This is a genomic window from Haladaptatus sp. HS23 (genome assembly GCF_056892285.1).
The window spans coordinates 984534-1010330 of sequence record NZ_JBXGLH010000001.1; the positions used below are offsets into that span (position 1 = coordinate 984534).

Consider the following 25797-nt stretch of genomic DNA (forward strand, 5'->3'; position numbering starts at 1 on the left):
AAAACCGGCGTTTTCAAGTGTCCAATACCGCCGAGAGTAAAGGAACACTTATTGTACATCATCGATGTATTTGCTATGAGGCATAATACCATGGCGACTGCAATCATATGGCTAGTACTTGGCGTACTGGTACTTTTCAGCATAGGTTATTTGACCTATTCACGATACCTCGCACAGTTCGTAGAATTGGACGACAGCAACGAGACACCCGCTCATAAGTACGAAGACGGGCAGGAGTACGTTCCTGCGAAGAAGCCCGTTTTGCTTGGACACCACTATTCCAGTATTGCAGGAGGTGCACCAATCGTTGGACCGATAACGGCAGGGGTGATTTGGGGATGGATTCCCGCGTTGTTGTGGATCGCAATCGGAAACCCGCTCCTCGGCGCGACGCACGACTTCATCGCGTTGTCGAGCAGTCTACGTCACGAGGGGAAGTCCATCGGATACATCATCGGGGAGTACGTCGGCGAGCGGGGCAAGAACATGTTGCTGTGGTTCGCGTTCCTGACCATCATCCTCGTCGTCGCCGTGTTCGCGTTCGTCGTCGGCGTCGTGTTCGAGGCGTATCCGAGCGCCGCGACGGCGAGCATCCTGTACATCGCGCTGGCCGTCGTGTTCGGGGTGTACCTGTACCAACTCAATCTGCCATTCGGGCCGGGAACCGTCGTCTTCGTCATCGCCGTGTTCGCCAGCGTCTTCGTCGGGCAGGCGTATCCGCTCGAACTCTCGGCGGAAACGTGGGTTCCCATCATCTTGGGGTACGCGTTCATCGCGAGCGTCCTCCCGGTGTGGACGCTCCTGCAACCGCGTGACTACCTGTCGTCGTTCCTGCTGTACGCGGGTGTCGGCGGCGCGCTGTTGGCGGTCATCGTCGGAACCGTCGGTGGTTGGCTCGATATCGCGGCTATCACGCCGAACCAACCGCTCACCGTGAACATCTCCGGCTACAACGGATTCTGGGGCATCACCGACCAACCCCTGTTCCCGCTGCTGTTCATCACCATCGCGTGCGGGACCATCAGCGGTTTCCACTCGCTCGTCTCCTCGGGGACGACGTCGAAACAGCTCAATCAGGAATCTGACGCGCGGGTCATCGGTTACGGTGGCATGCTCGGTGAAGGGTTGCTGGCGACGCTCGCGCTCGCAACGGTCGCGCTCGTCGGAAAGGTCGTCGAAGGTGGCGGTGTCGGACAGGCGCTCCCTAACTTCGCGACCGGTGGCGGCATCATGCTCACGAGCTTCGGAATTCCGGCCGACTTCGGCGCGCCGTTCATGGCGCTCGTCATGGTGAGTTTCCTGCTCACCTCGACCGACACGGCGCTTCGCCTCGGTCGCTACATGTTCGAAGAAATCGTCGGAACGCCGGAAACGGAAGTCGAAAGCGTGGCCGCGAACCGGTACTTCAACGCCGGACTGCAGTGCGTCATCGCGTACGCGCTCGTCGCGTCCGGCACGTGGTCGGACCTCTGGCCGCTGTTCGGCGGCGCGAACCAGTTGCTCGCGGCGTTGGCGCTGCTGACCGCGACGGTCTGGCTGGCGAACTGGAACAAGAGCAAACAGCTCATCAGCACGGGCGTCCCGATGGCGCTGATGACGTTCGTCACCATCCTCGGCCTACTGTACCTCGCGCTCTACCAGAACGTCTGGCAGAAGTTCGTCGAGGGTGGAGATATGGCGCTCGGCAGCGCGCTGTCCGCGGGGGTACAGACGATAATCGCCTTGGTGCTCGTCGGACTCGCGCTCTCGCTGGTCCGCATCGGCTATGAAAACATCACGTCGGCACAGAACGAACCGAGCGGACAACCGGTTACGGACGGTGGTGAGTCGGACGACTAAGGTTTGAGTCGCCGCACGAATCGCCGAAGAAGTCCAGATTTTTCCGGCGTCAACGGTTCCCAGAGAGCGAACGCCTTTCCGACGTCGGCGTTCGGGCTGGCGACGAGCGTCTCCCGTTCGGGGGCGACGACGGCGAGGTTGATCTCGTACTGCCCGTTGAGACCGTATTTCAGAAGCGTCCGGTCGGTGAACTCGGAGACGAACGCCTCAGCGTCAGGGGAAACGTCGGAAGCGATGACGACGAAGGTGAACGTGGTCCCGAAGTGTTCCTCGTCGGCCTCTATCCAGTCGCCGGCGAGGTCGTGGCCGAGTTGGGCGAGCGATTCGAGGTCGGTCACGCGAGCGGAGCCGACCCGCCGGACGAACAGGTGTTCCTCGGCGCTGTGGTTGGCGTAGTTGATGGACCGATGGAGGAACTGCTTTTGTGTCTCTATCAGCAGTCGTCCGTAGAGCGTGAACGCTTCTCCGTTGGTGGCGTACTCCTTTTCGAGGTCGTAGTTGACGAACAGGCGGTCGCTCACTCTGTCTACATACTCGTCGTCCCAGTCCGGGACGGCGTCCGACGGGTCGTCCGAGTCGTGTGACTCGATACCGCTATCCATACTGGTTCGGTTGTGAGGGAACGATAAATATCCGTTGTTGATACGTGAGTTGGTACCGACACTCGTTATGATTTTATTACAAGTGATGGTGTGTGACAGACTATGATGGATGCGGACCCGCTCGGTCGAGCGATACTCGACTACCGACGAGGCGGACTGCGCGGCGACTGTCTGTACCGCGACGGGGCGGAAACGTGGGATGGGGACATCGAAGGGCATTACTTCACTCCGCGGGAGGACTGGCGTGACGATTGGCGCACCCTCCTCGAATCGCTCGAACATCCCGTCGTCGACATCGGCTGTGGGTCGGGACAACACGCCGAATTTCTTCAGGAGCGAGGCGAGGTGGTCGCAATCGACGTGAGTCCGGCGGCAGTCGAAGCCACCCATGATCGCGGCGTCGAGGACGTTCGAGTCATGGATATGTTCGAGATGAGCTTCGGAACGGACAGGTTTCGCTCCGCTCTCGTGAGCGGAACTCAACTCGGGCTCTCACATTCCCTCTCTGGGGCGCGACAACTCCTCTCGGAGCTCGCTCGAATAACGGACGAGAAAGGCGTCGCCGTCGTGGACAACTACGACCCGACGGACCTCTCCCCGGACGACCTGCTCGGCTACAGGTCCGACCCGCGCCGGGGAGTCGCTCATCGAACGTTCCACTTCGAGTACGAGCGAGACGGCGACCGAGAAGTCGGACGAACCCTCCACTTCATCCTCTTTTCGCCCGAGCGACTGCGCGACGTGACCGTCGGAACGCCGTGGCATGTGGCGGAGGTTCAACCGAGAGAGGGATTCTACAAAGCCGTTCTCGAAAAAGAGCTGTAGGAATCGGGAGAAGGGACCCGACTTCCGTGGCGAGGTGAAGGCCCACGAACGAACGCCTGGAATATCAGGGTAACACATAACACGAAGGGTTCCGTAGGCCGAAACATGGGTGGCAAACGAACGGAAGCGTGTGGTCGATGCGGTCTCTCGACCGTCGTCGACGCAACCGACGACGGGGAGGGGCGCGACATCTACGGCGATGACCGAATCGAAGTAGATGAAAGGGAGATGAAAGCGGTGAGCGGACACGTCACACTCCTCGGTCGCGCGAAAGACCGCCTGAACGCGTTCGCGGAGCGGGTAACGTACGGAAACGTTCGAAGCGAATAATTCTCTACTGGAAAACAGTGAACCCCGAGAAATGGTGCATGAGAGCCGCTAACACGCCGTTAGCGACAAAAGATAAAACCCTGTAGAACTTACAAGCGAGCAATCGAATGGAAGAGAGCATCTCTGGCTTCAAACTCCGAGGTAGCTGGGGGGATATCGTCGAACACGGGGAGCGAATCACGCAAGCCCTCCGCGAGGCGGACGCGTCGGGCGACGCGTTCACCGAGTGGGACGAGTGGCGGCCGAAGGCCCACGAGCGACTCGGCGAGGACGTGGCCGAGAAGACGGCCGAACAGGCCCACGTTAGCGAAGGGAAAGGCGAGCAGGCGGGCGAATCCCCGGACGACGACCTCCGAACAGCGGGAGAAAAACTGACCGAATCGTACGAGAAATTGGAAGAGGACGACACCGAAGGTGCCGTGGATAGGTGGCAGGACTCGGTGAACTACGTCGCTCGAGCCGCCGATTCGGCGGGGCGAAAGGCAATCCGAAAGGTCGAGGACACGGTGTACCAGAAGGTGATGACGCAACTCGCGCCGTACTACTTCGACAACGAACTCGTCAGCGCGAACATCCAGCAGACGAGTCGGATGGAGGACGGCGAAGAAGGATTCATCTTCGAGGTGAACGTCAACGACGACGTCCTGAAGGACTCGGTGTCGGAGTCGCTGACGTCCTACGAGGACGAAATCGACCGATGGCACGTCGAAACCGAGAAGGAAACCGAGACCGTCGAAGCGGCGGAAGGCGTCGAACCGCCGAAGAAAAGCGGCGGGCCGCGGGCCGACAGAACGTGATTGATTGTTTGGATTTCGAGTCGGTACACTATTAGCGCGAGACGGTATAGCGGATAGATATGGCTGGAGGGTTACTGACGGTGGTTATCGCCGGGGTCGCAAGTCTGTTCATGGCGTGGGCCATCGGCGCGGGGTCGAGCGGCTCGACGCCGTTCGCCCCGGCAGTCGGTGCGAACGCGCTTTCGGTGATGCGTGCGGGGTTTCTCGTGGGTATTCTCGGATTTCTGGGGGCGGCACTCCAAGGGGCGAACGTCTCCCAAGCGGTGGGTCGGGAGTTGATTCACGGCGTCCAGTTGTCGCCACTCGCCGCGACGACGGGACTGCTCACGGCCGCGATACTGGTCGCAATCGGCGTGTTCACCGGCTATCCCATCGCCACTGCGTTCACCGTGACGGGCGCAATCGTTGGCGTCGGGTTGGCACTCGGGGGGACTCCCGCGTGGCCGAAATACCAGCAGATAGTCTCCCTCTGGATACTCACGCCGTTCGTCGGCGGCGGTATCGCATACGTGACGGCACGGGTACTCCGCCGAGAGGACGTCGCAGAACGGACGTCGATTCCACTCCTCGGTGCGCTCGTCGGCATCATCATCGCCAACGTCGGCTTCGTGTTTCTCGGACCGCCCGGCGAAAGCGCATCCATTGCACAGAGCATCGCCGGACACCTATCGCTTCCCGCCGTCGCTGGCATCGGCCTCGGCGTCGTTCTCGCGTCGCTCGTCCTCGCCGGACTGGTCGGCTTCGCTCTCAGGCGCGAACTCGACGCGAACCTGAATCGCGGTCAGCGTCGATTTCTGCTCGCGCTCGGCGGACTCGTGGCGTTCTCCGCCGGCGGCAGTCAAGTCGGATTAGCAATCGGGCCGCTCCTCCCGCTGTTGGACCCGTACTCTATTCCCGTGGTGCCGGTCCTCGTCGGCGGTGGACTCGGCCTCCTCGCCGGGTCGTGGACGGGCGCCCCTCGGATGATAAAAGCGCTCGCACAGGACTACTCCGCGCTCGGACCGCGCCGGTCCATCGCCGCGCTCATCCCGGCGTTCGCCATCGCGCAAAGCGCCGTCTTCTTCGGCATTCCCGTCTCGTTCAACGAAATCATCGTGAGTACGATCATCGGCAGCGGTTACGCCGCGAGCGGCGGCGGCGTCAGCGGGAAGAAGATGTTCTACACCATCCTCGCGTGGGTACTCTCGTTAGCGCTCGCGCTCGGCGTGGGCTACGGCGCGTTCAGCGCCGTCGAAGCCGTCTTCTGAGACACGCCGGAATCGAAATCACGCCACGGTTTCGATGTCGGCCCGACCGCTCGTCGCACTTCGAAGTCGGTCACACAGTGCGTCGCTCTCCTTGACCGGAACACGAACCGAAAAGTCGACGCGCTCTTCGTACTGGGCGTCGAACTCAACGCCTTCGCTCTCCAAAATTCCGCGAACGGTCCCCGAATCGTCGTACTCGACGGCGATAGCGATGCGCTGATGTGGCCGTTCCTCGACGACACCCGCCTCGTCCACGGCTTCCGTGACGGCGCGGGAGTACGCCCGAACGAGGCCGCCGACGCCGAGGTTCGTTCCGCCGTAGTAGCGCGTGACGACGGCGACGACGTTCTCGACGTCGCGCTGTTGGAGGACGTTCAGAGCGGGTTTCCCTGCGCTGCTCGTCGGTTCGCCATCGTCGCTCGACCACTCGCGGACGAAGCCAGCGACGCCGGCGCTCTCCTCGGTGGCAGTTCGACCACCTTGCACGCGGTAGGCGGGCACGTTGTGGGTCGCATCAGCGTGGAGCGCTTCGATGTCTTCGATGAACGATTCGGCCGCTTCGACGCCGTCCGCGGGCGCGACGTAGCCGATGAACTCCGAACCGCGAACTTCGAACGCCGACTCACCACGACCGGCCACGGTTCGATACGTCGTACCACCCATTGGTCGGGATTCGATGGGCAGCACTGAAAAGGCGTGGATTCGCCGCGATGGGAGAACGAGGAAGATTCAGCTGAGTTGGATGCGGTGGACGAAGTCCAAGTTCTTCAGTTCGTTGAGCACGTCGCCCGGGACGTCCTCGTCCGTGACGAGGTAGAGGCGCGGGTCGTCGGTGAACTCGGGGTCCTCGCTGATGGTCTGGCGGATGGAGATGTCGTTGTCGGCGAGCAGCGACGTGACGGTCGCCACGATACCCGGAACGTCGGCGTCGCGCACTTCGACGGTCAGGACGGACAGGTCGAGGACGGGAGCCAAGTCCATCAGGCTCGGAATCGAGGAGATGTTCTGGAAGATGCGGCGCAACTCCTCGTCCTTCAGAATCGCGTCGGTGGTGGAGTCGACGACGCGGCGGTCCACGCCGATTTCGCGGGCGATCTGCGTGTTGGGAATCTCGATACCGCCCGAAACAACACGTCCCTCGTTGCTGACCGAGAACCCGCGTTCGAGGAGGAGTCTGATGACCTGTTGTTGGCTCGGACTGCCCTCGAACTTCTGCATGATTCTGTCGAACATCCTTGTCGGATAGACGCACCCGACGGTTTAGTCCTGTTGGGGTTCGTCTCGGAACGAGAGGGTTCATCACGTCACACGGCGACGCAAAGCCATGGAACGACACGTCGTTTGGGAACCGGTGGATGCCGTCGGGATCGAGCACCTCACGGTCGAGTCCGGGGAGGAACTCGACGCCGACGGAACGGTGGTCGGAATCGCGGAAAACGAAGGGACGGCAGCGCCGTTCCGGATTCGCTATCGCGTGGAGTGTGACGGAGTAGGGACGGTTCGACGGGTCGAAATCGACCCGTTGGGCGTCGGCCACGGACTCGAACTCGAACACGACGGAGACGGTAACTGGACGAAAGACGGAGAACGAGCGCCGGAACTCACGGGATGCCGTGACGTAGATATCTCGGCGACGCCGTTCACGAACACGATTCCGATTCGCCGACTCGGGTTGCAGTCCGGCGAATCGGCGACGATTTCCGTCGCGTACCTCGACGTCCCCGCGATGACGGCAGAAACGGTCGAACAACGGTACACGTGTCTCGAACCGTTGGACTCCGACGACGGTTCGTTCCGGTACGAGAGTTTGGCGAGTGGCTTCACCGCGAACCTGCCTGTCGATTCCGACGGGGTAGTGGTGGACTATCCGGGCGTGTTTCGGCGGGCGTATCCGTAGCGACAGGCCTATAAACTCTCTTTCGTACTCGCCACGTCGCTCCGCCGTTCATCGATTTGCGTCGCGTCGTCCATCGCTCGCGCGGTGGCTTTGAACAGCGCCTCGATTTCGTGGTGAGCGTTCTCGCCGACGACGCCCGCGTGAAGCGTCAATCCGGCGTTCATCGCCAGCGAACGGAGGAAGTGTTTCGTCATGTGGCTGGTCATGTCGCCGACGCGCTCCTGTGAGAACTCGCCGTCGAACCGGAAGAGCGGACGGCCGCTCACGTCAACGACGATGTCGCCGACGGCTTCGTCCAACGGGACCTTTCGGTCGGCGAATCGGTGGATGGCCCGGCGGTCGCCGAGGGCCTCGTCGAACGCCTCGCCGAGGGTGATGGCGACGTCCTCGACGGTGTGATGGTCGTCGATGTGCAGGTCGCCGTCGGCGCGGACCGTCAGGTCGAACAGGCCGTGACGGGCGAAGCTATCTAGCATGTGGTCGAAGAAGCCGATACCCGTCTCGACGGTGGACTCGCCGTCGCCGTCCACGTCGAGCGTCACCTCGATGGTCGTCTCCGCCGTCTCGCGCGTCACGGCGGCGGTTCGGTCGCTCATACCGCAGTAGTTCGGGCGGAGATACAAGGTGGTTCCGTTCGACGGGGATTTTGTTCGAGATTCTCGACATATGTCTGACGCAATTATATTTATCCCCCGCCCTAAAGAGAACATGTGTTGAAACGAGATATGCTCAGCGTCCTGCTGGTCGCCATCGGGGCCCTCCTCTGTGGGACGGTTCCAGGCTTGTTCATCGGTGCACCGATGGCTGCCTTCGGAGCCTACGTCATGGTGGAACCACGCCTCGGCGATTCGCCGGACATCTTCGATCACATAGCCGGACAGACCCGCTAGTCGAGCGCGTCCGTCGCTTCGGCCAGAGTGAACGCTCCCTGATACAGCGCGCTGCCGACGACTACGGCGCTCGCACCCGCGTCACGGAGCGTTCGAACGTCCTCTACGCTTGCGACTCCGCCGCTCGCCACGACCGGAATTCCGACGGCCTCGGCGACACGCCGAACGGGACCCGTCTGAACGCCTTCCATCCGCCCTTCTACGTCGACATCGGTGAACAGGATAGCGCCAGCGCCGAGCTTCTCGTATCGCGTCGCCGCCTCAGCCGGGTCGAGTCCCGTCGATTCCGTCCACCCCGAAACGAGGACTTCGCCGTCTTTTGCGTCGAGACTCACCATGACCGAGCCGGGGTACTCCTCGCTGATTTCCGCGACGATTTCCGGATTCTCTATCGCCGCAGTACCGAGGATGACACGGTCCACGCCGCGCGCGAGGAGGTCGGTTGCATCATCAGCAGTGCGAATCCCGCCGCCGAGCTGGACGTCGACGTCGACCGCGTCCAAAATCGCTTCGGCGGCCGTGGCGTTCTTGCGCTCGCCCTCGAACGCGCCGTCCAAGTCGACGAGATGGAGCGTTTTCGCGCCGCCTTCGACCCACTTTTCCGCGGCGTCTACCGGGTCGCCGTAGGTCGTTTCCGTGCCTTTCTCGCCCTGAACGAGTTGGACGACCTCGCCGTCTTGCATATCCACCGCCGGGACGACTTCGAACGTCGGGAACATACTCTGCTTTAGGCGGGGGAGTGTCTAAACCCAACGAGTCGGTACCGTTTAAGACGTTCAGACGAATGTACGTGTATGGTCGAAATTTTGCTCCTCGTCGGGCTGGCGGTCGCAGCATTTGTTGGTTTCAATATCGGCGGTTCTTCGACCGGTGTCGCGTTCGGCCCCGCGGTGGGGAGTAGAACCGTCTCGAAAGGCGGTGCAGCCGGGTTGATGACGGCCTTTGCGCTCCTCGGTGGTTGGACGGTCGGTCGAAACGTCATCAAAACGATGGGCGGGGAAATCGTCCCGAGTTCGCAGTTCACGCTCGCAGCCAGCGTCGGCGTCCTCTTCTTCGTCGGGTTGGCACTCCTCATCTCGAACCTCTTCGGCGTGCCCGCATCGACCTCGATGACCGCCGTCGGCGCAATCGCAGGATTGGGCGCAGCGACCGGAACGCTCGACGAGGGCGTCATGTTTCGAATCGTCTCCGCGTGGCTTCTCGCACCGATCACCGCGTTCTGGATTTGCGCCGTCGTCGGACGCTACCTCTACCCGTATCTCGACGTGTGGTTCCACCTCGAACAGTCGAAGGGACCGCTGTTCGAATTTAATCGCGTCGGCTCGATACCGTATCCGACCGTCTCCGCGAACGCGACGACGAAGGAAGTCACGGTGACCTTCCTCGTCGTCGGAATCGGCTGTTACATGGCCTTCTCCGCGGGTGCGAGCAACGTCGCCAACGCGGTGGCACCCCTCGTCGGAAGCGGTGACATCACCGGAAGCCAGGGCGTTCTGCTGGCGGGAGGGGCAATCGCGGTCGGTGCGTTCACCATCGCTCGTCGGACGCTCGATACCGTCGGGAACGACCTGACGGACTTGCCGCTACTGGCAGCACTCATCGTCGAAGTCGTCAGTGCGAGCCTCATCACGTTCCTCTCTTTGCTCGGTATCCCCGCCAGTCTCGCGGTGAGCGCGACGATGTGCATCGTCGGACTCGGGTGGGGCCGGGCGACGAGGACGGTTCGAATCTCCGATGCGGCAGCAGCCGCGGTCCGCGGTGACGATGGAGAAAAACGCTCGGAGATGGCGGTCAACGTCCTTCCCGAGGAGCAAGAGGAAGTGGCGAAAATCGGCGAGGAGGAACCCAAGACGTTGAAAGCGCGGGACCTGTTCGACCCGTCGACCACCGGTCGAGTCATCGTTCTCTGGATTCTGACACCCTCGATTTCCGCCCTCGCGTCGTATCTCCTCTTCGCGTTCGTCCCACTTTCTCCAGCCTGATTGTGTGGAGTTCGAGAAATCGGTCGAATCATTCCTGATTTATCACTACGGACGGACGAAACAACAACTACTAACCATCCTGCGGACGAACCCCCGACTGATGCCTACCGTAGAATACCTCAACTACGAAACGCTGGATGACCAGGGCTGGGATATCGACGACGACGACCTGTTCGAGAAGGCCGGAGACGCCGATTTCGACAGCGAAGACTACGGCTCGCTCGACGTCAACGAAGGCGAGTACATCCTCGAAGCCGCCGAGGCACAGGGCTACGACTGGCCCTTCTCGTGCCGTGCCGGTGCCTGTGCGAACTGCGCAGCCATCGTCAAGGAAGGAGAAATCGACATGGACATGCAGCAGATCCTCAGCGACGAGGAAGTGGACGACAAGAACGTCCGACTCACCTGCATCGGTAGCGCGGCGACGGACGAGGTCAAAATCGTCTACAACGCCAAGCACCTCGACTACCTGCAGAACCGCGTCATATAAACGAATCGGGGGTCTTTTTTGGGGTTTTTTTGACACGCCGAGGAGCGACGCGTTCCCGGAATGTCGCGGATGGGCCGAAAACTCAGAGGCTTCGCTCGAACTCGTACTCCATCGGACCCGCCAGGGCGAGCGCCTTGTCCCCGGTTTCGCGGAAATCGTGGCGATACAGCGGGCGGAACTCCCCGAAGTCCGTCTGCGTGTAGAACTCGAAGCAGGGAAAGCCGTCGTGTCGTCCGTGGACACGCACTGCTCCATCGCGCCAAACGGCGACTTCGAGGTGGAAGTCCACCGGGTCCGCGTGTGGCGACAGCGGGTTGCTCGCGCTCGCGTGCATGTCGAATTCGACGTACTCGTCGTGCCAGAGCGGCTCGGAACAGGTGATTCCGTCGGTCGATGCTTTCCCGCTGCGGAGTTCTTGCGTTCCGTCCGGGTACGTGATTCGTTCGACCGACGTACCGGTGTCGGCGTACGAGCGGAGGCCCTCGTCGGTAAAATCGACGACCGCTTCCTGTTCGACGCGACAGCGACCGGTGTTGACGGCGTGGGGCGTAAAGCCTCGGTCGTCACCCTCGAATTCGAGCGTTTTCTCGCCGTCGATCGGGCGTGAAATCCATGCCGACGGAATGAACGTGGCTGCACGTATCTTCACGAGGGCGACTTCGTGTTCGCTCATCGCCGATTCGAACACATCGGGAAAAAATAAAATTGATGGGAAACGTCCAATTTCCATCACATATATCGCAACAGCTAAAACATCTCACCGAGCGCTACCGTTTGGTGCATACTTCGATTCCCGACCTCCTCCGACTGCTCGCCCTGCCCGTGTTCGGATGGGCCGCGTGGCGTGACGTGAAGACTCGGCGAGTGCCCAACGAGACGTGGTATCCGCTGACTGCACTGGCCATCGTGTTGCTGGTGTGGGACGGAATAACCGCGATGGGGGCACCGCCGCTCCAACGCAAGTTGTTCCTCTTTCACGTCGCGGTGAGTCTCGGGTTCGTCGCGCCGCTGGTGGTCGCATTCTGGTGGTTCCGGGCGTTCGGCGGCGCGGATGCGAAGGCGTTCCTCGTCATCGCCCTCCTGTTTCCGGCATATCCGACGTACCATCTCGGAGACGTGATGATTCCCGCACAGGGAACGGTTTTAGGCGTGTTTTCGCTGACCATCTTGACCAACACCGTGCTGCTCGGGGCGCTCTACCCCGCAGCACTGCTGGTGCGAAATCTCCTCGCCGGTCGGATTTCGTCGGTGATGTTCGTCGGGCGAGTCGTGGACTGGGACGAGGTGCCGACGGCACACGGTCGACTGCTCGAAACGCCCGACCGAGTGACACGTAACGGCGTGGATTTGGACGCCCTTCGAATGTATCTCAGATGGCGCGGCACGACGCTAGCCGAGATTCGGGAGCGGGCCAACGACTTGCGTGACCCGGCAAGCCTGCCCGCGACGCCGAATCCGCCGACGGACGGAATGGTCACTGACGGTGGAACAGTCGTCGAGCGGAAATCGGACACCGAGGCGGCGGGTTACGAGGACCCGTGGGGGGCCGCGACGTTCCTCGACAGTATCGACCACGGTGCCTACGGGACGACGCCGACACAACTCCGCGAGGGATTGGAGGTGCTGGCGACGAAAAGCGAGGTGTGGGTGTCGCCCGGAATCCCGTTCATCGTCCCGATGTTCCTCGGGATGATTATCGCGGTCGGCTACGGCGACCTGCTCTCGGGAGCGCTCGCCGCACTCGGATTAGCGACCATCTGATTTTCGCCCGCGTTCACAGCGTTTCCCGAACCAACCGCGTGAGTCGCGGTCGGATACCGACCTCCCGGCGAGTGATGATGACCGTCGTGTCAGCACGCCGTCCGACCGCCTGAGGGACCGACCCGACGAGTTGCCGCCGCAACATACCCTGTCGAGTCGAACCGAGGACGGTGATGTCGTGTTCCGACGCTTGTTCGACCACGGTATCGGTGACGGAGCCGCTTCGAATCTCCCGTTCGACGGGAACGGGAGCGACTCGGGCCGCGATGCTGGCGAGCAGTCGGTCGGAGGGAGGGTTATCCTCACCGACACGGAGGAGGTGGACGTCCGCATCGTTTTGCAACGCAATGGAACGGGCGACGTTCGCCGCGAGTTCGGCGTGCGGTCCCTCGGCGACCGGGACCAGAATAGAGTCCACGGCGTCGGCCGGGCCGATTTTCTCCACGAGGACGTCGCACGGCGCGCGGGCCACGATGCGGTCGATGTTGCTCCCGAGGACGATTTCGCTCGGTCGTTCGCGCGCTTGCCAACCCACGACGAGCGCGTCACAGTCGAACTCCACGACGGCGTCGGTGAGGGCGCGGGCGACGTCGTGAGAGACGAGCAACTGGCCGCTCACGGGAACCGCCCCCTGTGCGGTTTCGACCACCCGGTCGAGGATTTCCTGATGTTCCCCGCCGAACTCACGGATGATGACTTCGTCGGTGTACAGTGCGAACGGCGACTGTCGCTCGGTCACGAGAACCCGCAAGACGAGGACGTCACCGTTCCGTTCGCGTGCGACATCGACCGCGGTTCGGGTCAACTGCGCGGCGTTCGCGGGGTCGGCCACCGCGACGGCGATACGATACTCACTCGTTCCCCCCATTTTCGAGAGATACGGGGGCCGTCAGCAAAAGCGTTAGCTCTCCGTGAGGTTTTCGTCTCGCGCTCGAATCGTCCATCGATATCGGCAAGTGGAACGACCATCGGTATCGCAGTGGCTATCGAGAAGGGTACCGTTTCGAGTGGAGATGGCACACTTTCGGCGAACGTCGGTGAAATCGACCACGTTCGTCAGTCCAGTTTCGAGAAATCGGTATCGACGTTGCCGTCGCGGTCCAAATCGACGACGGCGTCGAACAGACCGAGGAAGCGTTCTATCTGCACTTCGTCGTGGACGCCCTTCGAAAGGTGGAACAATCCGACCGCATCGTGTTCATCGAGAAGGCCGAGTACTTCCTCGACCGTCCGATAGACCCGTTGTTCGTCGGCGTAGTAGGCCATCTCGGTGATGGAGTCGAAACTGATGCGGCGTTTGCCCTCGGTCGTGCTCAGGAAATCTTCGGTGACCGAGAGAATCCCTTCGAGGTCGTCGGGAGCGGAGACGTAGTGAACGTCGTTCGTGCTTCGTCGGGAGTAGCCACGTTCGATGCTCAGCGTATCGAGAATGTCCGCTTTGTCCTCGTCCACGTCGTAGTGGTCGAGTTTCTGTTTTACCTCGCGGGCCGTGGTTCGCGTCGAAATGACGAGGAAGCGGTCGGCGTCAGTTTTCAAAAAGTCGGTGTCGATTCGGTCGGTTTCCCCGGTGCTCGGGTGTAAAAGGAGGACGCCGGTGCCGCCCGGTATCGAGTTCGGCGTGTTCTCTATATCGAGTTGGTAATCCATATCATCCGGTAACTAGCGGAAGCGACTTAAAATATGCGGGAACGCGGGTCAGAACACCGAGTCGGCGGTGGCCGCACCGACGACGCTGAAAACGGACCCGACGCTGACGGCCTTCGCCGTCGTGAACAGCACCTGCGTCGATGTGTGACCGTCGAACAGACCGTCGTGGAGGAACGTCTCCGGCGCGGCGAACACCACGGCAAGGATTGCGACCGACCCGAACGAGACAAGCATGAGCGAGATGAAGCGCGTCGGGACACCGGCCACGTCCGCCTCGCGCTCGGGGTTGCGGTCGTGGTCCGCCTTGTAGAGCGCGCCGTATCCGATTCCGAAGACGAGACAGACGGTCGCGAGCACGTGAACTACGGACATCGTTCTCGCGACCGTCCAGACCTCCTCCGTGACGACGAACGGGCCAGCGAGGAGGAACCCGCCGAGGATCTGTTGGGCAGTATCGGCGACGGCGAATCGTTTTCTCGAACCGACCATGTCCACCGAAAAGGAGTCGAAAAATAAAGCCCTGTGCGTTCCGAACGCGTTTTGTCGGGGACGGTCGTTTCCTCGTGCATGAGCGTTCGCGAGGAGTTCGACGACTGGGCGGCGGACGGCCGCGACAAGGGAATGGAAGAACGACACTGGCACACGGCGAAGCACGTCCTCGCCAGGATACCGGTCGAAGCGGGCGACACGGTGCTCGATTTGGGCTGTGGCAGCGGGTACGCCGGACGGGCACTGCGCGATACGAAGAACGCGGGGCGCGTGTACGGACTCGACGGGTCGCCCGAGATGGCACGCAACGCGCAGGGATACACCGACGATTCGAACGTCTCGTATCTCGTCGGCGACTTCGACCACCTGCCGTTCGCCGACGACAGCGTAGACCACATTTTCACGATGGAGGCGTTTTACTACGCGAACGAGCCGCACGAGACGCTTCGTGAGGTTCGGCGGATACTTCGCCCCGGTGGCACGTTCTTCTGTGCGGTGAACTACTACGAGGAGAACGTCCACTCCCACGCGTGGCAGGACTCGATTTCGGTCGAGATGACGCGCTGGAGCGGCGAAGAGTATCGTGCGGCGTTCCGCGAGGCGGGGTTGTACGTCGCGGAACAGGATACCGTTCCCGACCGCGAAATCGAGATTCCCGACGAAGGGGAGTTTCCGACCGAAAGCTGGGAGACGCGCGAGGCGATGGTCGAACGATACCGAGAGTTCGGCACGCTGTTGACCGTCGGCGTCGCGCCGTAACCCCTTCGTTTCGGGTGGAACGAGCCGACAAACTGTCGATTCTGGGGAGTACAGTCGAAGAGACCGTCCGGGGCAATAGCACACGCTACCGGAGGATTTAACCAAACAGCAGGGCGTCGTTTAGGTGACATGGTGAAAGTAAGCGTAGTCGGCGCGGCAGGCACTGTCGGGGCCGCCGCAGGCTACAACATCGCACTGCGTGATGTCGCGGACGAACTCGTTCTCGTTGACATACCGGACATGGAAGACAAGACCGTCGGGCAGGCCGCGGACGTGAACCACGGGGCCGCCTACGACTCCAACACGGTCGTTCGACAGGGGACCTACGAGGACACCGCCGGGTCCGACGTCGTCGTCATCACGGCCGGAATCCCGCGCCAACCGGGACAGACGCGTATCGACCTCGCGGGCGATAACGCGCCCATCATGGAGGACATCGGCTCTTCCATCGCCGAACACAACGACGGTGACTTCGTCACCATCACGACGTCGAACCCCGTGGACCTCCTCAACCGCCACCTGTACGAGACGGGTGACCGGGCGCGGGAGAAAGTCATCGGCTTCGGTGGCCGCCTCGATAGTGCGCGATTCCGCTACGTCCTGAGCCAGCGTTTCGACGCGCCGGTCCAGAACGTCGAAGCGACCATCATGGGCGAACACGGCGACGCACAGGTTCCCATCTTCTCCAAGGTTCGCATCGACGGTGCGGACCCCGAGTTCTCGGACGACGAGAAAGAAGAAATCCTCGGCGAACTCAAAGAGAGCGCGATGAACGTCATCGAGAAGAAGGGCGCGACCCAGTGGGGTCCGGCGACGGGCGTCGGCCACATGGTCGAGGCTGTCATCCGCGACACGGGCGAAGTGCTCCCCGGTTCCATCAAGCTCGAAGGCGAGTACGGCCACGAAGGCGTCGCACTCGGCGTTCCCGTCAAACTCGGCGCGAACGGCGTCGAGGAAGTCGTCGAATGGGACCTCACCGAGTTCGAACGCGAACAGCTCGGCGGGGCGGCGGACAAACTCGCGGAGCAGTACGAGAAGATCGAGTAAGCGGATTCCCGAGCGATTTCGAGTTATCCCCTATTTTCGAGTCGATGTCCGCGGAGCCACAGGTATCGTCGACGTGCGATTTCCGCCCCCGAACGACCGTCCACCTTACCGCCCTTTCGCCAACCGCATGCCGGTCTTGTCGGGTAATCCGGCTTCCCGAACCGCCTCCTGTACCGCCTCGATATCGTACTCAACGCGGCGCTCCTCGACGCGCAACTCGTCGAGGTCCAGAATCGCGTAGGCGGCACGCGGGTCGCCGTCACGCGGTTGGCCGACGCTACCGGGGTTCATCACAATGCCGTCGTCGTACGTTTCGTGGTGTTGAACGTGCGTGTGGCCCATGACGAGGACCTCCTCGTCGTCGAGTAGGTCGGCGTCGAACTCCTCGGGGTACGTGTAGTGGTCGGGGTCGTCGGGATGGCCGTGGACGATTCTGACTCGGCGGTCACAGGCGCGACGCGAGTCGGGGCGGTGGGAAAGCCAGTCCATCTGGAGGTCGTTCAGTTCGTCGCGGGCGTATTCGACGCCCGCTTTGGCCATGCCGTTGAAACGAAACGCGGTTCCGGTGACGACCGCTCGGTCGTGGTTACCCATCACGCTCGCAGAGACGCGGTCGCGGAGGGCGTCGATACACTCGCCCGGCCACGGGTTGTAGCCGACCACGTCACCGGCACAGAGGAGCGCCTCGACGGGCGGCATGTCGTCGAGAACGGCATCCAACGCGACGCGGTTCGAGTGAACGTCCGAGATGATACCGACCTTCATGCCGGTCGATACGTTCGGCGGACCCTTAGTTCCCGTTCTCGACCGCGAGGGAGAAGCCACCGTGTTCGTCGTTTCGTGCGACGCCGACCCCGCAGACGGGGTGTTCGAAGTCGAGTTCGTATGCCGCACTCGCCGCAGTTTCGGCGTCCGTGGCGTCGAAGTCGAAAGCTTCCGGCGTATCCTTCTCGTAGGTCGCCACGAGCGTCGGTTTCGTGATTTCTTTCACCAACAGGGCGTCCCGGCGGACGATGCCGATGTAAGACTCCTCGCCGACGGTTCCGGCGATTCGCGGGGTGTCGTAGTCGTCCTTCTCGTAGTCGAGCGCGAGAAGGCTTTCGGCGAGGGCGTCGCGTGCCGGGTAGTCGAGTTCTATCTTCTCGGCGATGGGGTCCACCTGTGACCCGTTGCCGATGACCGCCGTCTCGCCGACGACGCGGGCGCAGTTGTATGCGATATATGGGTTGTCGGTCTCCGGTGCGTCCTCGGTGGGACCGACGGTCACGGTATCACCGTGAGCCACTGCTTTTCGGTTCGGGAACGACCGCGAGGAGACGCGATAGGCACCGACTTCGGGACCGACGACGATGAAACGTCCGATGTACATACACGAACATGCGTAATTAGAACAGAAATAGGTGCTGGTTTGTGCATGCACACGTGATGATAGTCGGTATCACACGCGGAGCAAACGCGCAACGCTTACAAGTAAGGGGCTAATACGATATCTTGCAGTTCGAGTCCCATGGGGTAGTGGCCAATCCTGTTGCCTTCTGGGGGCAACGACCGCGGTTCGAATCCGTGTGGGACTATCGGAAATTTTCTCGCGTCGTCTTGATAGTTCGAGTAGCGGGACTGGTATCCCATATGTTTCTGGCAGCGATTTGCTTATTTATGTAGAGAGGATAGATATGAAGATGGTGAATAGTTTGTATTATTTTCCGTATTCGACCCAATTATCTTCATTTGCTACTCAGATATAGAAATAAGTTGCAATAATTGTCAGTACACCTTCATACATATACACGTCAATCCATATATATGTAAAGTATGGATAGTAGTCGCCTTAGAAGACTGTCATTCAGAGTATCAAAAGAAGATATTCACGCAACTGCAATAAATATCATCCTCGTCTTGATTGCATTTACCATCGGTGGCGCATTAGCCACGATGGCATCCCTACTACTCGTCGTCTTCATGACGACGAGAGAGAGCGATATACCGTCGCTCGTCCTTGGATGGCTGGGAGGAATCGGTCTCGCGATGGGCGCTCCACTACTCACTCATCGGATGATGCTCGAAGTAGTACAGTTCGTCGAAGAAAACGACAGACCGTGGATTCGTGCGGCGATGCTAACCGCAAAATGGGTGAATCCGACAGCCGAATCGACCAGCGACTGAGATACCCGGTCGCAACGATTCTATCCGGAGGAACTCTACAACGGACGGTCGGGGCAAAATGTAACGGACGGCCGAACGAAGTCGCACGAATGCCAAACAAACGCGCATATCATTCGTTCGTCGGGTTCGTCCGTTCGCTTTCCCCCGTATTCACTGCGTCGAAGTTCGCAGTCGGCCGTCGTTTCATCGCTTCGATTCGGTCTACGAGTTCGTCGACGGAGTCGATAGTTACCAAGAATCGTGTCGGTGAGTCCCGAGACCTGACCTCTACCCGCTCCCCGCTTACAGTCACGTAGTCGTTCCCCTGTACCGCCGAGTTGAAGTCGGAGCACACGAGGTCTATCGAATACCGAAGATACAGTAACACGTCCGGAACGGAAATCGTATCGGAATCGATCATTGCAGCCAATCGACTGAACGTGTCGTCACGTGATTCCGTTCGACCGAGAATATCGGAGTCGAATCTGATAGTCGATTTACCGGAGATATCACGACAATCGCTACTGCAGGTGATTTTTCCCTTCGCTTCGATTCGAGTGAGCGGCCGGGAAAGAGCGCGACAACAGACGGCACAGTGGGCACGAATCGTCGACGCATCCCGTTCGGTATCGATATCAAATCCAGCGACTTCGATGGCGTTTTGCCACGAGCCGAAATGGTTGTAATACGTCATCCCGGAGAAGGAGCCCTGCTCTTCCATTTCCTTTCGCTGGGGAACGTGACCGAGAACTTTCGCTAGCCGTCGTAATTCGATGATTAGCTCCCGATCTTCGATTCCGTTCCGTCGGGAATGCCGCGTTTTCAATCCCGCCGCATCGAGTGCAGCATTCCAAGTGCCGTATCTATCGAGATACGTTTTCGGACTGTGCGGCCCTCGTTTCCACATCTCCTCCGCCGTAGGTGAGCGCTCCAGTTCCGCGGAGAGACGACACAATTCGTCCAGAAGCGTTTGTTCGTCGATTTTGGCGTTGTTACCCTGTTTGAGACGATCCGGGTTCAATCCGGCATCCGTAAGAGCGTTTACCCAAGAACCGAATCGGCGCCGATAGGTGGCAGCGCTATACTCACCGAACTCATCCATTTCCGTCGATGTCGGTGGACGGCCGAGAACACCCGCCATCCGTTCTAGTTCATCGCACATCTCCTGGTTCGAAAACCGTCGGCAGGAAGAGTTGTCAAACGTCTCCGAAAGCTCTGCTCTCTCTACCGCTTCGTTCCACGAACCGAATCGGCGTCGGTACGTCGATGGGGAGAAACGCCCTCGCTCGGCCATTTCGGTAGAGGTCGGGATTCGGCCGAGTGACTCCGATAGTTCCGAGAGGGCACGAAGCAACTCGTCTTCGGAAATTTTCACACCCCGTGTTCTCGGGGTCAATTCGGCCTCTTTCACCGCCGCCTCCCACGAACCGAACCGTTCGAGATAGGTCGATGGAGAATGAGTACCGCGCTCCCGCATGTCCGCTTTCGTCGGCGTCCGACGTACCGAATTCGCAAGCGTCTGAAGATCCGAGAGAAGCTCTGCGCTCGAATACTCGGTTTGATCGGCGGAGTTAGGGGTGAGACCGGCGTGAACTATCGCATTGTTCCAGGTACCAAATCGGGACTGATACGTGCTGGGTGAGTACACTCCGTGTATTTCCATGGCTCGTATACTCGGGGTTTCGTCGAGCTGATCGGCGACTCGTCGAAGCTCCGCGATGAGTTCATCCTCCTCAATCCTATTTACGGACGAAGAAACAGATTGGCGGACGTTCCTTTCAGAATTCCATTCCACCATACATGTCAATACATTTGTAATAATATATGAATGTTCGTGTATAATCAATATTTCCACAGAGCGATACGGTACGAGGATTTATGTTTTAATATTATTTCATCATTTCCATTAGAATGATAAATACTTATGAGCGATCGTACTGACATATCATCTGCAGATGTCGGCGCGGAGTTGGCATCTGTCATCCCGGGCTAGTACCCCGATATCACTACTTTCAACCGGAACGTTGCCGTTTCAACGTTCTGAGGGACTCATAGTCAATAATCATACATGAAGATATACTGTTCGGTTCATGATATTACAATTTTGTCATTGTTGAATGGAGATTTAGCGAACCGAATCGGTAGACCCCCGGACGTTCATGAGGAAATGACCAATCCAGTTGCCATCCCGATACAACGACCTGGGTTCGGCCCGTACAGGATTTTTTATCTCCGATATCGTCCACAGCGGTGGCCGTCAAAATCAGATAGGCGGACGCTACTCCCTTCCTCTCACTCTCACCACTGCACGGTACGTTCTAATCGGCCTCGACAAGTTCCCATTTCCGACCGCCTTGGCAGAAGATAATCTGGGTTGAGAGGAAGGTGAGAGGAAGGAAGGTTCGGTAGTCGAACCCTTCGATTTCGAACAGGCGGGCAGGACGATGACGCTTCGTGTCCGTTGGAATAACGGTCCAAATCGACGGGATAACCGCTCGACAGCGGGTATCTCGACGTCGGAATCGAGCCGCTCGAAGTTCCGGTTGAGCGGGACGTGCCAGTCGGTCGTACCGGGGTCCGGTGTCTCGTACCGGTGGTTGTCGGTCATAGTTCAACTCTCCCGTACTCCCCGTAGCCGTATCCAGCGAGTCGTGATTCCGACGCCCCCGTGAAGCGACAATCCGCCCCAGTTGGTAGCGTAGTGATAGTCGATACAACGGCCAACCGGCAGAACGTTCGACGATTTATGGCACCTTCTTGCCGTATCTGATTCTTCATTTTTCCCACCCATCACGTTCGATACGCCGCCAACACGGAAAGCGGTTGGTTTCATATCATTTTCATCGGACAGTAGTCATCGGCTCAAAAGCGGGCATAAAGTAGTGATTCCGCCACGACACTGGGAAATAACCCCCTCGGTTTCCACTGGAGAAGGGACCGATTACTGCCAGTTCGTCTCCGACTCGGAGTCGGTTTCCTCCTCGTCCAACTCGCGCAACTCCCGTTCGTCGTTGTACTCCGCCATGCCGCCAGCTTCACCGGAAATTTCGTTGTACACGGCTTCACGGGCTTCTTCCGGGGATTCGAAACGTTCGTCCACGATGCGGTCGAAGACGCTTCCGAGCGTCTCCGTCTCGTTCGGCAAGTCGAGCGGTTGGTCGCCGTATTCGGTCGCTAACTCCTCGCTCGTCGTCGGATACTTGTGCTCGCCGAGCATCCGACCCGCGTCGCCGAGGACGTCTTCGACTCGCTCCGCTCGTTCGTGCTGCCGCTCGCGGGCACTATCCTGTACGCGTTCGGCGTCGTGGTTCTCGTCGGACATTGCTCCGTGCCGAACTACATCACACCGTTTGAAATTCATACTGGCCAAGAAAGGGACGACCGTCGGTTATCCTGCCCCGTGGCCGGTTTGTTACTTTTCGACTTCCAGCAGAGCGACGCGTTCACGGACGATATCGGTGAGATTAGCCGTCGTCGCCGCTACTTCCCGTTCCGAGATCGAAAAGAACTCGAAAACCGATTCGCGGTCGGTTGTTCCGAGCGTGTCCTTTGGCGTCAGCAACTCGGAGACGCCCGCCGCGGCGGGCGTCTCCCGTTCGCCGGCCACGACGACAATGACATCCTGTTCACCCTCCGAGACGCCCATTTCGAGCGCTTGATTGATCTGGCGACGGCCTGCCGCGTAGAGGAGGATTTCGACGGCAGGGTCGCGAGCGACGTTCTCGCCGCGTTCGAACGCACGATTCGCGTGTTCCACCGCCGATTCGAGATGCGCCCGTCCGGCCACGTAGTCGGCGTCGAACGCCTGTATCGCACAGTCGAACTCGTCGCCGATGTCGCCGAGACGTGCCACGAACTCGTTCACGTCGGCGACGGAGGCGTTCCCTTCGACCAGCTTCATTCGAAATCACCGAGACTCTGTTGTCCGCCGTCGTTCGCCGCCCGCGCACTCGTCGCCACGGTCTCGGCATCCGCCTCGACACCGTCGAGGGAGGGGTCCTGTCGGCCGACGTTTTCGAGGATGTTCTCGGCCGTCTTCTTCCGACCGCGGAGCGCACCGAGAACGACCGATTTGTCTGCCTCGCGGAGGTCGGCTCGCGATTCGATGCCGGCCTCGTACAACCGCCGGGCGCGTTTTCGCCCGACGTTGCGAACGCCGGCGAGGTCGAGAAGTTCCTCCTCGACGCCGTATTCGACCCGTTTGCGCGCCTCCCTGATGGCCGTGGTCGTCGTGGACGGCAACCGCTCACCCTCGTCGCGCTGGAGTTCCGCGGCGAGGCGTTCGGCCGCGTTGAGCAACCATTCTGCCGTCTCGACCTTCCCGCGGATGTCGCCGGGGCCGATGGCATAGCGCTCCGTGATTTGGTCCTCGTCGAGTTCGCTCGCCCAGTCTTCGAGCAAGCGGGCGGTTTTCAACGCGGAGAGCCAGTCCTCGAACGCGTTGTCTTCGAACTCCGAGGGCATGTGGCCCAGGAACTCCTCCTCGCGCTCGTAGGCGATTTCGGTGTATCGTTCGCGGTCACCCGAGCGAAGATAGAGTTGATACATGTCCGGCGTGCGTGAGACGAGGTGATACAGTCCGAGTGCGGTCGGTTTCCCGTCCGCATCGCGCAGTCCGTCGATGATTTCGGCGGCGCTCATCGGGTCGAGGTAGAGTTGCGAGACGCGGTGGCCGAGGCCGGTAGCGCGCAACCTGTCGTCCCGTTCGAGGAAGCCGTTCCGTTCGAGGTAGTCGAGGACGCGCTGGGTGACGGATTCGAGTCGTCCCGTTTCGTCGGTCTGGGTCGCGTACAGCGTGCGTTCGAGGAAATCGAGGAGTTCCTCCTCCGTCCCGGCAAAGCCGGACGCGACGGTGGCGAGGATGTGCGTCCGAAGCGCGGGTTCCACCGCGAGTTTCGAGTGGACGGGCTCCGGGTCGGCCCAGACGTACTGGTCGAACAGTTCCTGTAGTTCGTCGTGGCTCTTGGCGATGAGGACCGCCTCCCCGTGCGGGTCGAGTCCCGGCCGACCCGCACGGCCGAACATCTGATGGACTTCGAGTACGTCAAGCGGTTGCATGCCGCCGATGTCCCCATCGTAGCGCCGCCAGTCCCGGACGATGACTCGTCTGCTCGGCGTGTTCACGCCCGCGGCGAGCGTCGGCGTCGCGCTGATGACTTTGATGCGCTTGTCGCGGAAGGCATTCTCCACCAGCGAGCGGTGGTCGCTGGCGAGGCCCGCGTGGTGAAACGCGGCCCCCTTTTCGACGGCGTTCGCGAGGTCGTCGCTCGTTTCGGTGTCGCTCACCTCGCGGATTCGGTCGGCGATGTCGAGCAAATCCCGGCGCTCCTCGTCGGTCAGATGTGCTTTCGTCACGTCCGCGAGTCGCTTCGCCGCCGCCTCTGCGTTTCGGCGGGAGTTGACGAACACGAGCGACGACCCGCCGTCTTCGAGTGTATCGCGGACGAGCGCAGCAGTTTCCTTCTCGTTTCCGCGTGCGAGTTCCTGTTGTGTGCCGTCGTCGAAGTGCAGTGCCTGCCCGTAGAGGACACCCTTCCTGAGGTCGATGGGCCGCCACGTCGAATCCACGAGAGTAGCATCGAGCCAGTCGGCCATCTCCTCCGCGTTACCGACGGTCGCCGACAGCGCGACGGTCTGGAGGTTCGGGTTGACCCGGCGGAGTTTGGCGAGCGTGACTTCCAGGGTGGGACCGCGATGGGAGTCGTTGACGAGGTGCACTTCGTCGGCGACGACACAGGAGAGGTCGTCGACCCACTTCGCGCCGTTTCTGACGAGCGAGTCGACCTTCTCGCTCGTGGCGACGATGATGTCCTTCGAGGCGAGCCAATCGCCGTCGCTCTCGTAGTTCCCCGTGGAGACGCCGATGGAGACGCCGTACTGTTCGAACTCCTCGAACTCCTCCTTTTTCTCGCTGGCGAGCGCTCGAAGGGGGACGATGTAGAGGGCTTTGCCACCACGGGCGACGCTCGACAGCATGGCCAGTTCCGCGATGAACGTCTTCCCGCTGGCGGTCGGGATGCTGGCGACGATGCTCTCGCCGTCGGTGATACCTGCTTCGACCGCTTCCGCCTGCGGCGGGTAGAGTTCCTCGATACCCTGCGCGTGGAAGTGTTCGGGAACGCCGTCCGGCAACCCCGTCAAGTCGGTGACGTTCACGCACGCTCACCTTGCGTGCGCGGTGCGAGTCCGGTCATTACCATCGTTTGGCGCGTCTTCCCGTTTAAACTGTCGGGTGGACTCCGAAGAAAGATATTTTTCAAGGTGTTTCGACATGTGAGTATGCCAATTCCAAACTACGGTGACAAGTACGACGCCCCGGCGTTGTTCTCGCCGGAGGAGGCCGTGGACGCTCACGGCGGAAGTCTCCCCGACATGCCAGAGGCGGTCATCCTCGGCTTCGAAGACGAGTTGTTCGACGCGGTAGACGAGCGGACGACGAAGCGCGTGAACTACGTTCGGAGTCAAGAGGTACAACTGCTTTCCGAGGAGGTCGGCTTTATCGGTGATTTCGGCATCGGTCCGACTGTCACCGCCATAGTCACGGAAAACGCGATTGCGGCGGGTGCGGAGGTAGTGTGTCTTCTCTGTGGGTGTGCGGGATTGCAGAAAGACGTCCCGTCCTCGGATGCCATTCTTCCGACGCGAGCGGTCCGCGACGACGGGATTTCACAGCATTATCTGCCAGCGGAGGAGACGGTGACAACGACACCAGCGGTGATGGACCGTCTGGATTCGACACTCACGGACGCCGGAATCAACACTCACCGCGGACCGACGTGGACGATGGGAGCGATGTACCGCGAGACGGTACCCGAAATCGAACACTACGCGAACGAGGGTGTTCTCTCGCTCGGGATGGCGGAGGCGGCCCTGCTCGCGGTCGCCGAGTACCGCGGCGTCGATGCCGGTATCGTCCATCAGATCGGGGACTATCTCACGGCGGACGAGTGGGAGCCGAATACGGACGAACCCTGTCTGCTTTCGTCGTTGCTGGACCCAACGACCGAGGCGCTTCGAGCGTACGTTTCGTGACGTTCGCCGTCGGGTTCATCT

At 60.6% G+C, this 25797-nt stretch carries 29 protein-coding genes and 1 tRNA gene; 15 read left to right on the plus strand and 15 right to left on the minus strand.

Annotated features, from left to right (window positions below; all coding sequences use genetic code 11):
- The first annotated feature begins 90 nt into the window (after positions 1-90).
- Complete coding sequence (locus AC1XDK_RS05395) at positions 91-1839, plus strand: carbon starvation CstA family protein (protein ID WP_483348749.1); 1749 nt, start codon at positions 91-93, stop codon at positions 1837-1839.
- Here the strand turns inward: AC1XDK_RS05395 and AC1XDK_RS05400 are convergent.
- A complete protein-coding gene (locus AC1XDK_RS05400) occupies positions 1836-2441 on the minus strand; it encodes a DUF8052 family protein (protein WP_483348750.1) in 606 nt (201 codons plus the stop codon). The two genes, AC1XDK_RS05395 and AC1XDK_RS05400, sit on opposite strands and share 4 nt — an antisense overlap.
- Before the next feature lie 102 nt (positions 2442-2543).
- Here AC1XDK_RS05400 and AC1XDK_RS05405 point away from each other — a divergent pair, with 102 nt between their 5' ends.
- The 4 genes from AC1XDK_RS05405 to AC1XDK_RS05420 all read left to right on the plus strand — a co-directional run bounded on the left by AC1XDK_RS05405 (position 2544) and on the right by AC1XDK_RS05420 (position 5640).
- Complete coding sequence (locus tag AC1XDK_RS05405; protein WP_483348751.1) at positions 2544-3266, plus strand: class I SAM-dependent methyltransferase; 723 nt, start codon at positions 2544-2546, stop codon at positions 3264-3266.
- A 105-nt stretch (positions 3267-3371) separates the two neighbouring features.
- Positions 3372-3596 (plus strand): DUF8007 family protein, encoded by a 225-nt coding sequence (locus AC1XDK_RS05410; RefSeq protein ID WP_483348752.1) that lies wholly within the window; start codon positions 3372-3374, stop codon positions 3594-3596.
- Positions 3597-3703: 107 nt separating this feature from the next.
- A complete protein-coding gene (locus AC1XDK_RS05415) occupies positions 3704-4393 on the plus strand; it encodes a DUF5828 family protein (protein WP_483348753.1) in 690 nt (229 codons plus the stop codon).
- A 59-nt stretch (positions 4394-4452) separates the two neighbouring features.
- Complete coding sequence (locus tag AC1XDK_RS05420) at positions 4453-5640, plus strand: inorganic phosphate transporter (protein WP_483348754.1); 1188 nt, start codon at positions 4453-4455, stop codon at positions 5638-5640.
- A gap of 18 nt (positions 5641-5658) precedes the next feature.
- Here AC1XDK_RS05420 and AC1XDK_RS05425 read toward each other — a convergent pair whose 3' ends face one another.
- Entirely contained in the window at positions 5659-6303 is a 645-nt protein-coding gene (locus tag AC1XDK_RS05425; RefSeq protein WP_483348755.1) for an IMPACT family protein, read from the minus strand.
- 66 nt (positions 6304-6369) lie between these two features.
- Positions 6370-6873 (minus strand): TrpY family transcription regulator, encoded by a 504-nt coding sequence (trpY, locus tag AC1XDK_RS05430; RefSeq protein ID WP_483348756.1) that lies wholly within the window; start codon positions 6871-6873, stop codon positions 6370-6372.
- Between the two features lie 91 nt (positions 6874-6964).
- Between trpY and AC1XDK_RS05435 the strand changes: the two genes are divergently transcribed.
- Entirely contained in the window at positions 6965-7537 is a 573-nt protein-coding gene (locus tag AC1XDK_RS05435) for a putative glycolipid-binding domain-containing protein (RefSeq protein ID WP_483348758.1), read from the plus strand.
- An 8-nt stretch (positions 7538-7545) separates the two neighbouring features.
- Here AC1XDK_RS05435 and hisB read toward each other — a convergent pair whose 3' ends face one another.
- Positions 7546-8133 carry an imidazoleglycerol-phosphate dehydratase HisB gene (gene hisB / locus AC1XDK_RS05440; RefSeq protein WP_483348759.1) on the minus strand — a complete coding sequence of 196 codons (588 nt, stop codon included), beginning with the start codon at positions 8131-8133 and terminating at the stop codon, positions 7546-7548.
- Positions 8134-8250: 117 nt separating this feature from the next.
- Here hisB and AC1XDK_RS05445 point away from each other — a divergent pair, with 117 nt between their 5' ends.
- On the plus strand, positions 8251-8427 hold the full coding sequence (locus AC1XDK_RS05445) for a hypothetical protein (protein WP_483348761.1): 177 nt from the start codon (positions 8251-8253) through the stop codon (positions 8425-8427).
- Here the strand turns inward: AC1XDK_RS05445 and hisA are convergent.
- Positions 8424-9146: a 1-(5-phosphoribosyl)-5-[(5-phosphoribosylamino)methylideneamino]imidazole-4-carboxamide isomerase gene (gene hisA, locus AC1XDK_RS05450; protein ID WP_483348762.1), complete on the minus strand. Its 723-nt coding sequence runs from the start codon at positions 9144-9146 to the stop codon at positions 8424-8426. The two genes, AC1XDK_RS05445 and hisA, sit on opposite strands and share 4 nt — an antisense overlap.
- Positions 9147-9221: 75 nt before the next feature.
- Between hisA and AC1XDK_RS05455 the strand changes: the two genes are divergently transcribed.
- Both AC1XDK_RS05455 and fer read left to right on the plus strand, forming a co-directional pair.
- Positions 9222-10409, plus strand: coding sequence for an inorganic phosphate transporter (locus tag AC1XDK_RS05455; RefSeq protein ID WP_483348763.1), 1188 nt, complete (start codon positions 9222-9224; stop codon positions 10407-10409).
- A gap of 100 nt (positions 10410-10509) precedes the next feature.
- Positions 10510-10899, plus strand: a complete 390-nt coding sequence (gene fer, locus AC1XDK_RS05460) for a ferredoxin Fer (protein ID WP_483348764.1) — start codon at positions 10510-10512, stop codon at positions 10897-10899.
- Positions 10900-10981: 82 nt separating this feature from the next.
- On the opposite strand, the gene AC1XDK_RS05465 is transcribed toward fer, so the two are convergent.
- The gene (locus AC1XDK_RS05465) at positions 10982-11572 is read right to left on the minus strand and encodes a DUF3238 domain-containing protein (RefSeq protein ID WP_483348765.1); all 591 of its coding nucleotides are present in this window, start codon (positions 11570-11572) and stop codon (positions 10982-10984) included.
- A gap of 104 nt (positions 11573-11676) precedes the next feature.
- On the opposite strand from AC1XDK_RS05465, the gene AC1XDK_RS05470 reads away from it, so the two are divergent.
- Positions 11677-12660 carry an A24 family peptidase C-terminal domain-containing protein gene (locus AC1XDK_RS05470; protein ID WP_483348766.1) on the plus strand — a complete coding sequence of 328 codons (984 nt, stop codon included), beginning with the start codon at positions 11677-11679 and terminating at the stop codon, positions 12658-12660.
- 13 nt (positions 12661-12673) lie between these two features.
- On the opposite strand, the gene AC1XDK_RS05475 is transcribed toward AC1XDK_RS05470, so the two are convergent.
- The 3 genes from AC1XDK_RS05475 to AC1XDK_RS05485 form a co-directional block, all read right to left on the minus strand.
- Positions 12674-13528 (minus strand): universal stress protein, encoded by an 855-nt coding sequence (locus tag AC1XDK_RS05475; protein WP_483348767.1) that lies wholly within the window; start codon positions 13526-13528, stop codon positions 12674-12676.
- Between the two features lie 188 nt (positions 13529-13716).
- Positions 13717-14307, minus strand: coding sequence for a DUF7090 family protein (locus tag AC1XDK_RS05480; protein ID WP_483348768.1), 591 nt, complete (start codon positions 14305-14307; stop codon positions 13717-13719).
- Between the two features lie 48 nt (positions 14308-14355).
- On the minus strand, positions 14356-14796 hold the full coding sequence (locus AC1XDK_RS05485) for a DUF2391 family protein (protein WP_483348769.1): 441 nt from the start codon (positions 14794-14796) through the stop codon (positions 14356-14358).
- A gap of 78 nt (positions 14797-14874) precedes the next feature.
- Between AC1XDK_RS05485 and AC1XDK_RS05490 the strand changes: the two genes are divergently transcribed.
- Positions 14875-15555: a class I SAM-dependent methyltransferase gene (locus AC1XDK_RS05490; RefSeq protein WP_483348770.1), complete on the plus strand. Its 681-nt coding sequence runs from the start codon at positions 14875-14877 to the stop codon at positions 15553-15555.
- Between the two features lie 129 nt (positions 15556-15684).
- Complete coding sequence (gene mdh, locus AC1XDK_RS05495) at positions 15685-16602, plus strand: malate dehydrogenase (RefSeq protein ID WP_483348771.1); 918 nt, start codon at positions 15685-15687, stop codon at positions 16600-16602.
- 105 nt (positions 16603-16707) lie between these two features.
- On the opposite strand, the gene AC1XDK_RS05500 is transcribed toward mdh, so the two are convergent.
- Positions 16708-17367, minus strand: a complete 660-nt coding sequence (locus AC1XDK_RS05500) for a metallophosphoesterase family protein (RefSeq protein WP_483348772.1) — start codon at positions 17365-17367, stop codon at positions 16708-16710.
- A gap of 25 nt (positions 17368-17392) precedes the next feature.
- Positions 17393-17971 (minus strand): IMP cyclohydrolase, encoded by a 579-nt coding sequence (locus AC1XDK_RS05505; RefSeq protein WP_483348773.1) that lies wholly within the window; start codon positions 17969-17971, stop codon positions 17393-17395.
- A 132-nt stretch (positions 17972-18103) separates the two neighbouring features.
- On the opposite strand from AC1XDK_RS05505, the gene AC1XDK_RS05510 reads away from it, so the two are divergent.
- Positions 18104-18176: transfer RNA gene (locus AC1XDK_RS05510), tRNA-Gln, on the plus strand.
- 358 nt (positions 18177-18534) lie between these two features.
- Positions 18535-18765, plus strand: a complete 231-nt coding sequence (locus AC1XDK_RS05515; protein ID WP_483348774.1) for a hypothetical protein — start codon at positions 18535-18537, stop codon at positions 18763-18765.
- Between the two features lie 109 nt (positions 18766-18874).
- Here AC1XDK_RS05515 and AC1XDK_RS05520 read toward each other — a convergent pair whose 3' ends face one another.
- The 4 genes from AC1XDK_RS05520 to AC1XDK_RS05535 all read right to left on the minus strand — a co-directional run bounded on the left by AC1XDK_RS05520 (position 18875) and on the right by AC1XDK_RS05535 (position 24900).
- Positions 18875-20542: a homing endonuclease associated repeat-containing protein gene (locus AC1XDK_RS05520; RefSeq protein WP_483348775.1), complete on the minus strand. Its 1668-nt coding sequence runs from the start codon at positions 20540-20542 to the stop codon at positions 18875-18877.
- A gap of 1143 nt (positions 20543-21685) precedes the next feature.
- Entirely contained in the window at positions 21686-22066 is a 381-nt protein-coding gene (locus AC1XDK_RS05525; protein WP_483348776.1) for a DUF5789 family protein, read from the minus strand.
- Positions 22067-22156: 90 nt separating this feature from the next.
- Entirely contained in the window at positions 22157-22645 is a 489-nt protein-coding gene (gene cgi121 / locus AC1XDK_RS05530; RefSeq protein WP_483348777.1) for a KEOPS complex subunit Cgi121, read from the minus strand.
- On the minus strand, positions 22642-24900 hold the full coding sequence (locus AC1XDK_RS05535) for an ATP-dependent DNA helicase (RefSeq protein WP_483348778.1): 2259 nt from the start codon (positions 24898-24900) through the stop codon (positions 22642-22644). Before AC1XDK_RS05535 ends, cgi121 begins: the two co-directional genes overlap by 4 nt.
- A 123-nt stretch (positions 24901-25023) precedes the next feature.
- On the opposite strand from AC1XDK_RS05535, the gene AC1XDK_RS05540 reads away from it, so the two are divergent.
- The gene (locus AC1XDK_RS05540) at positions 25024-25776 is read left to right on the plus strand and encodes a phosphorylase family protein (protein ID WP_483348779.1); all 753 of its coding nucleotides are present in this window, start codon (positions 25024-25026) and stop codon (positions 25774-25776) included.
- Positions 25777-25797: the final 21 nt, after the last annotated feature.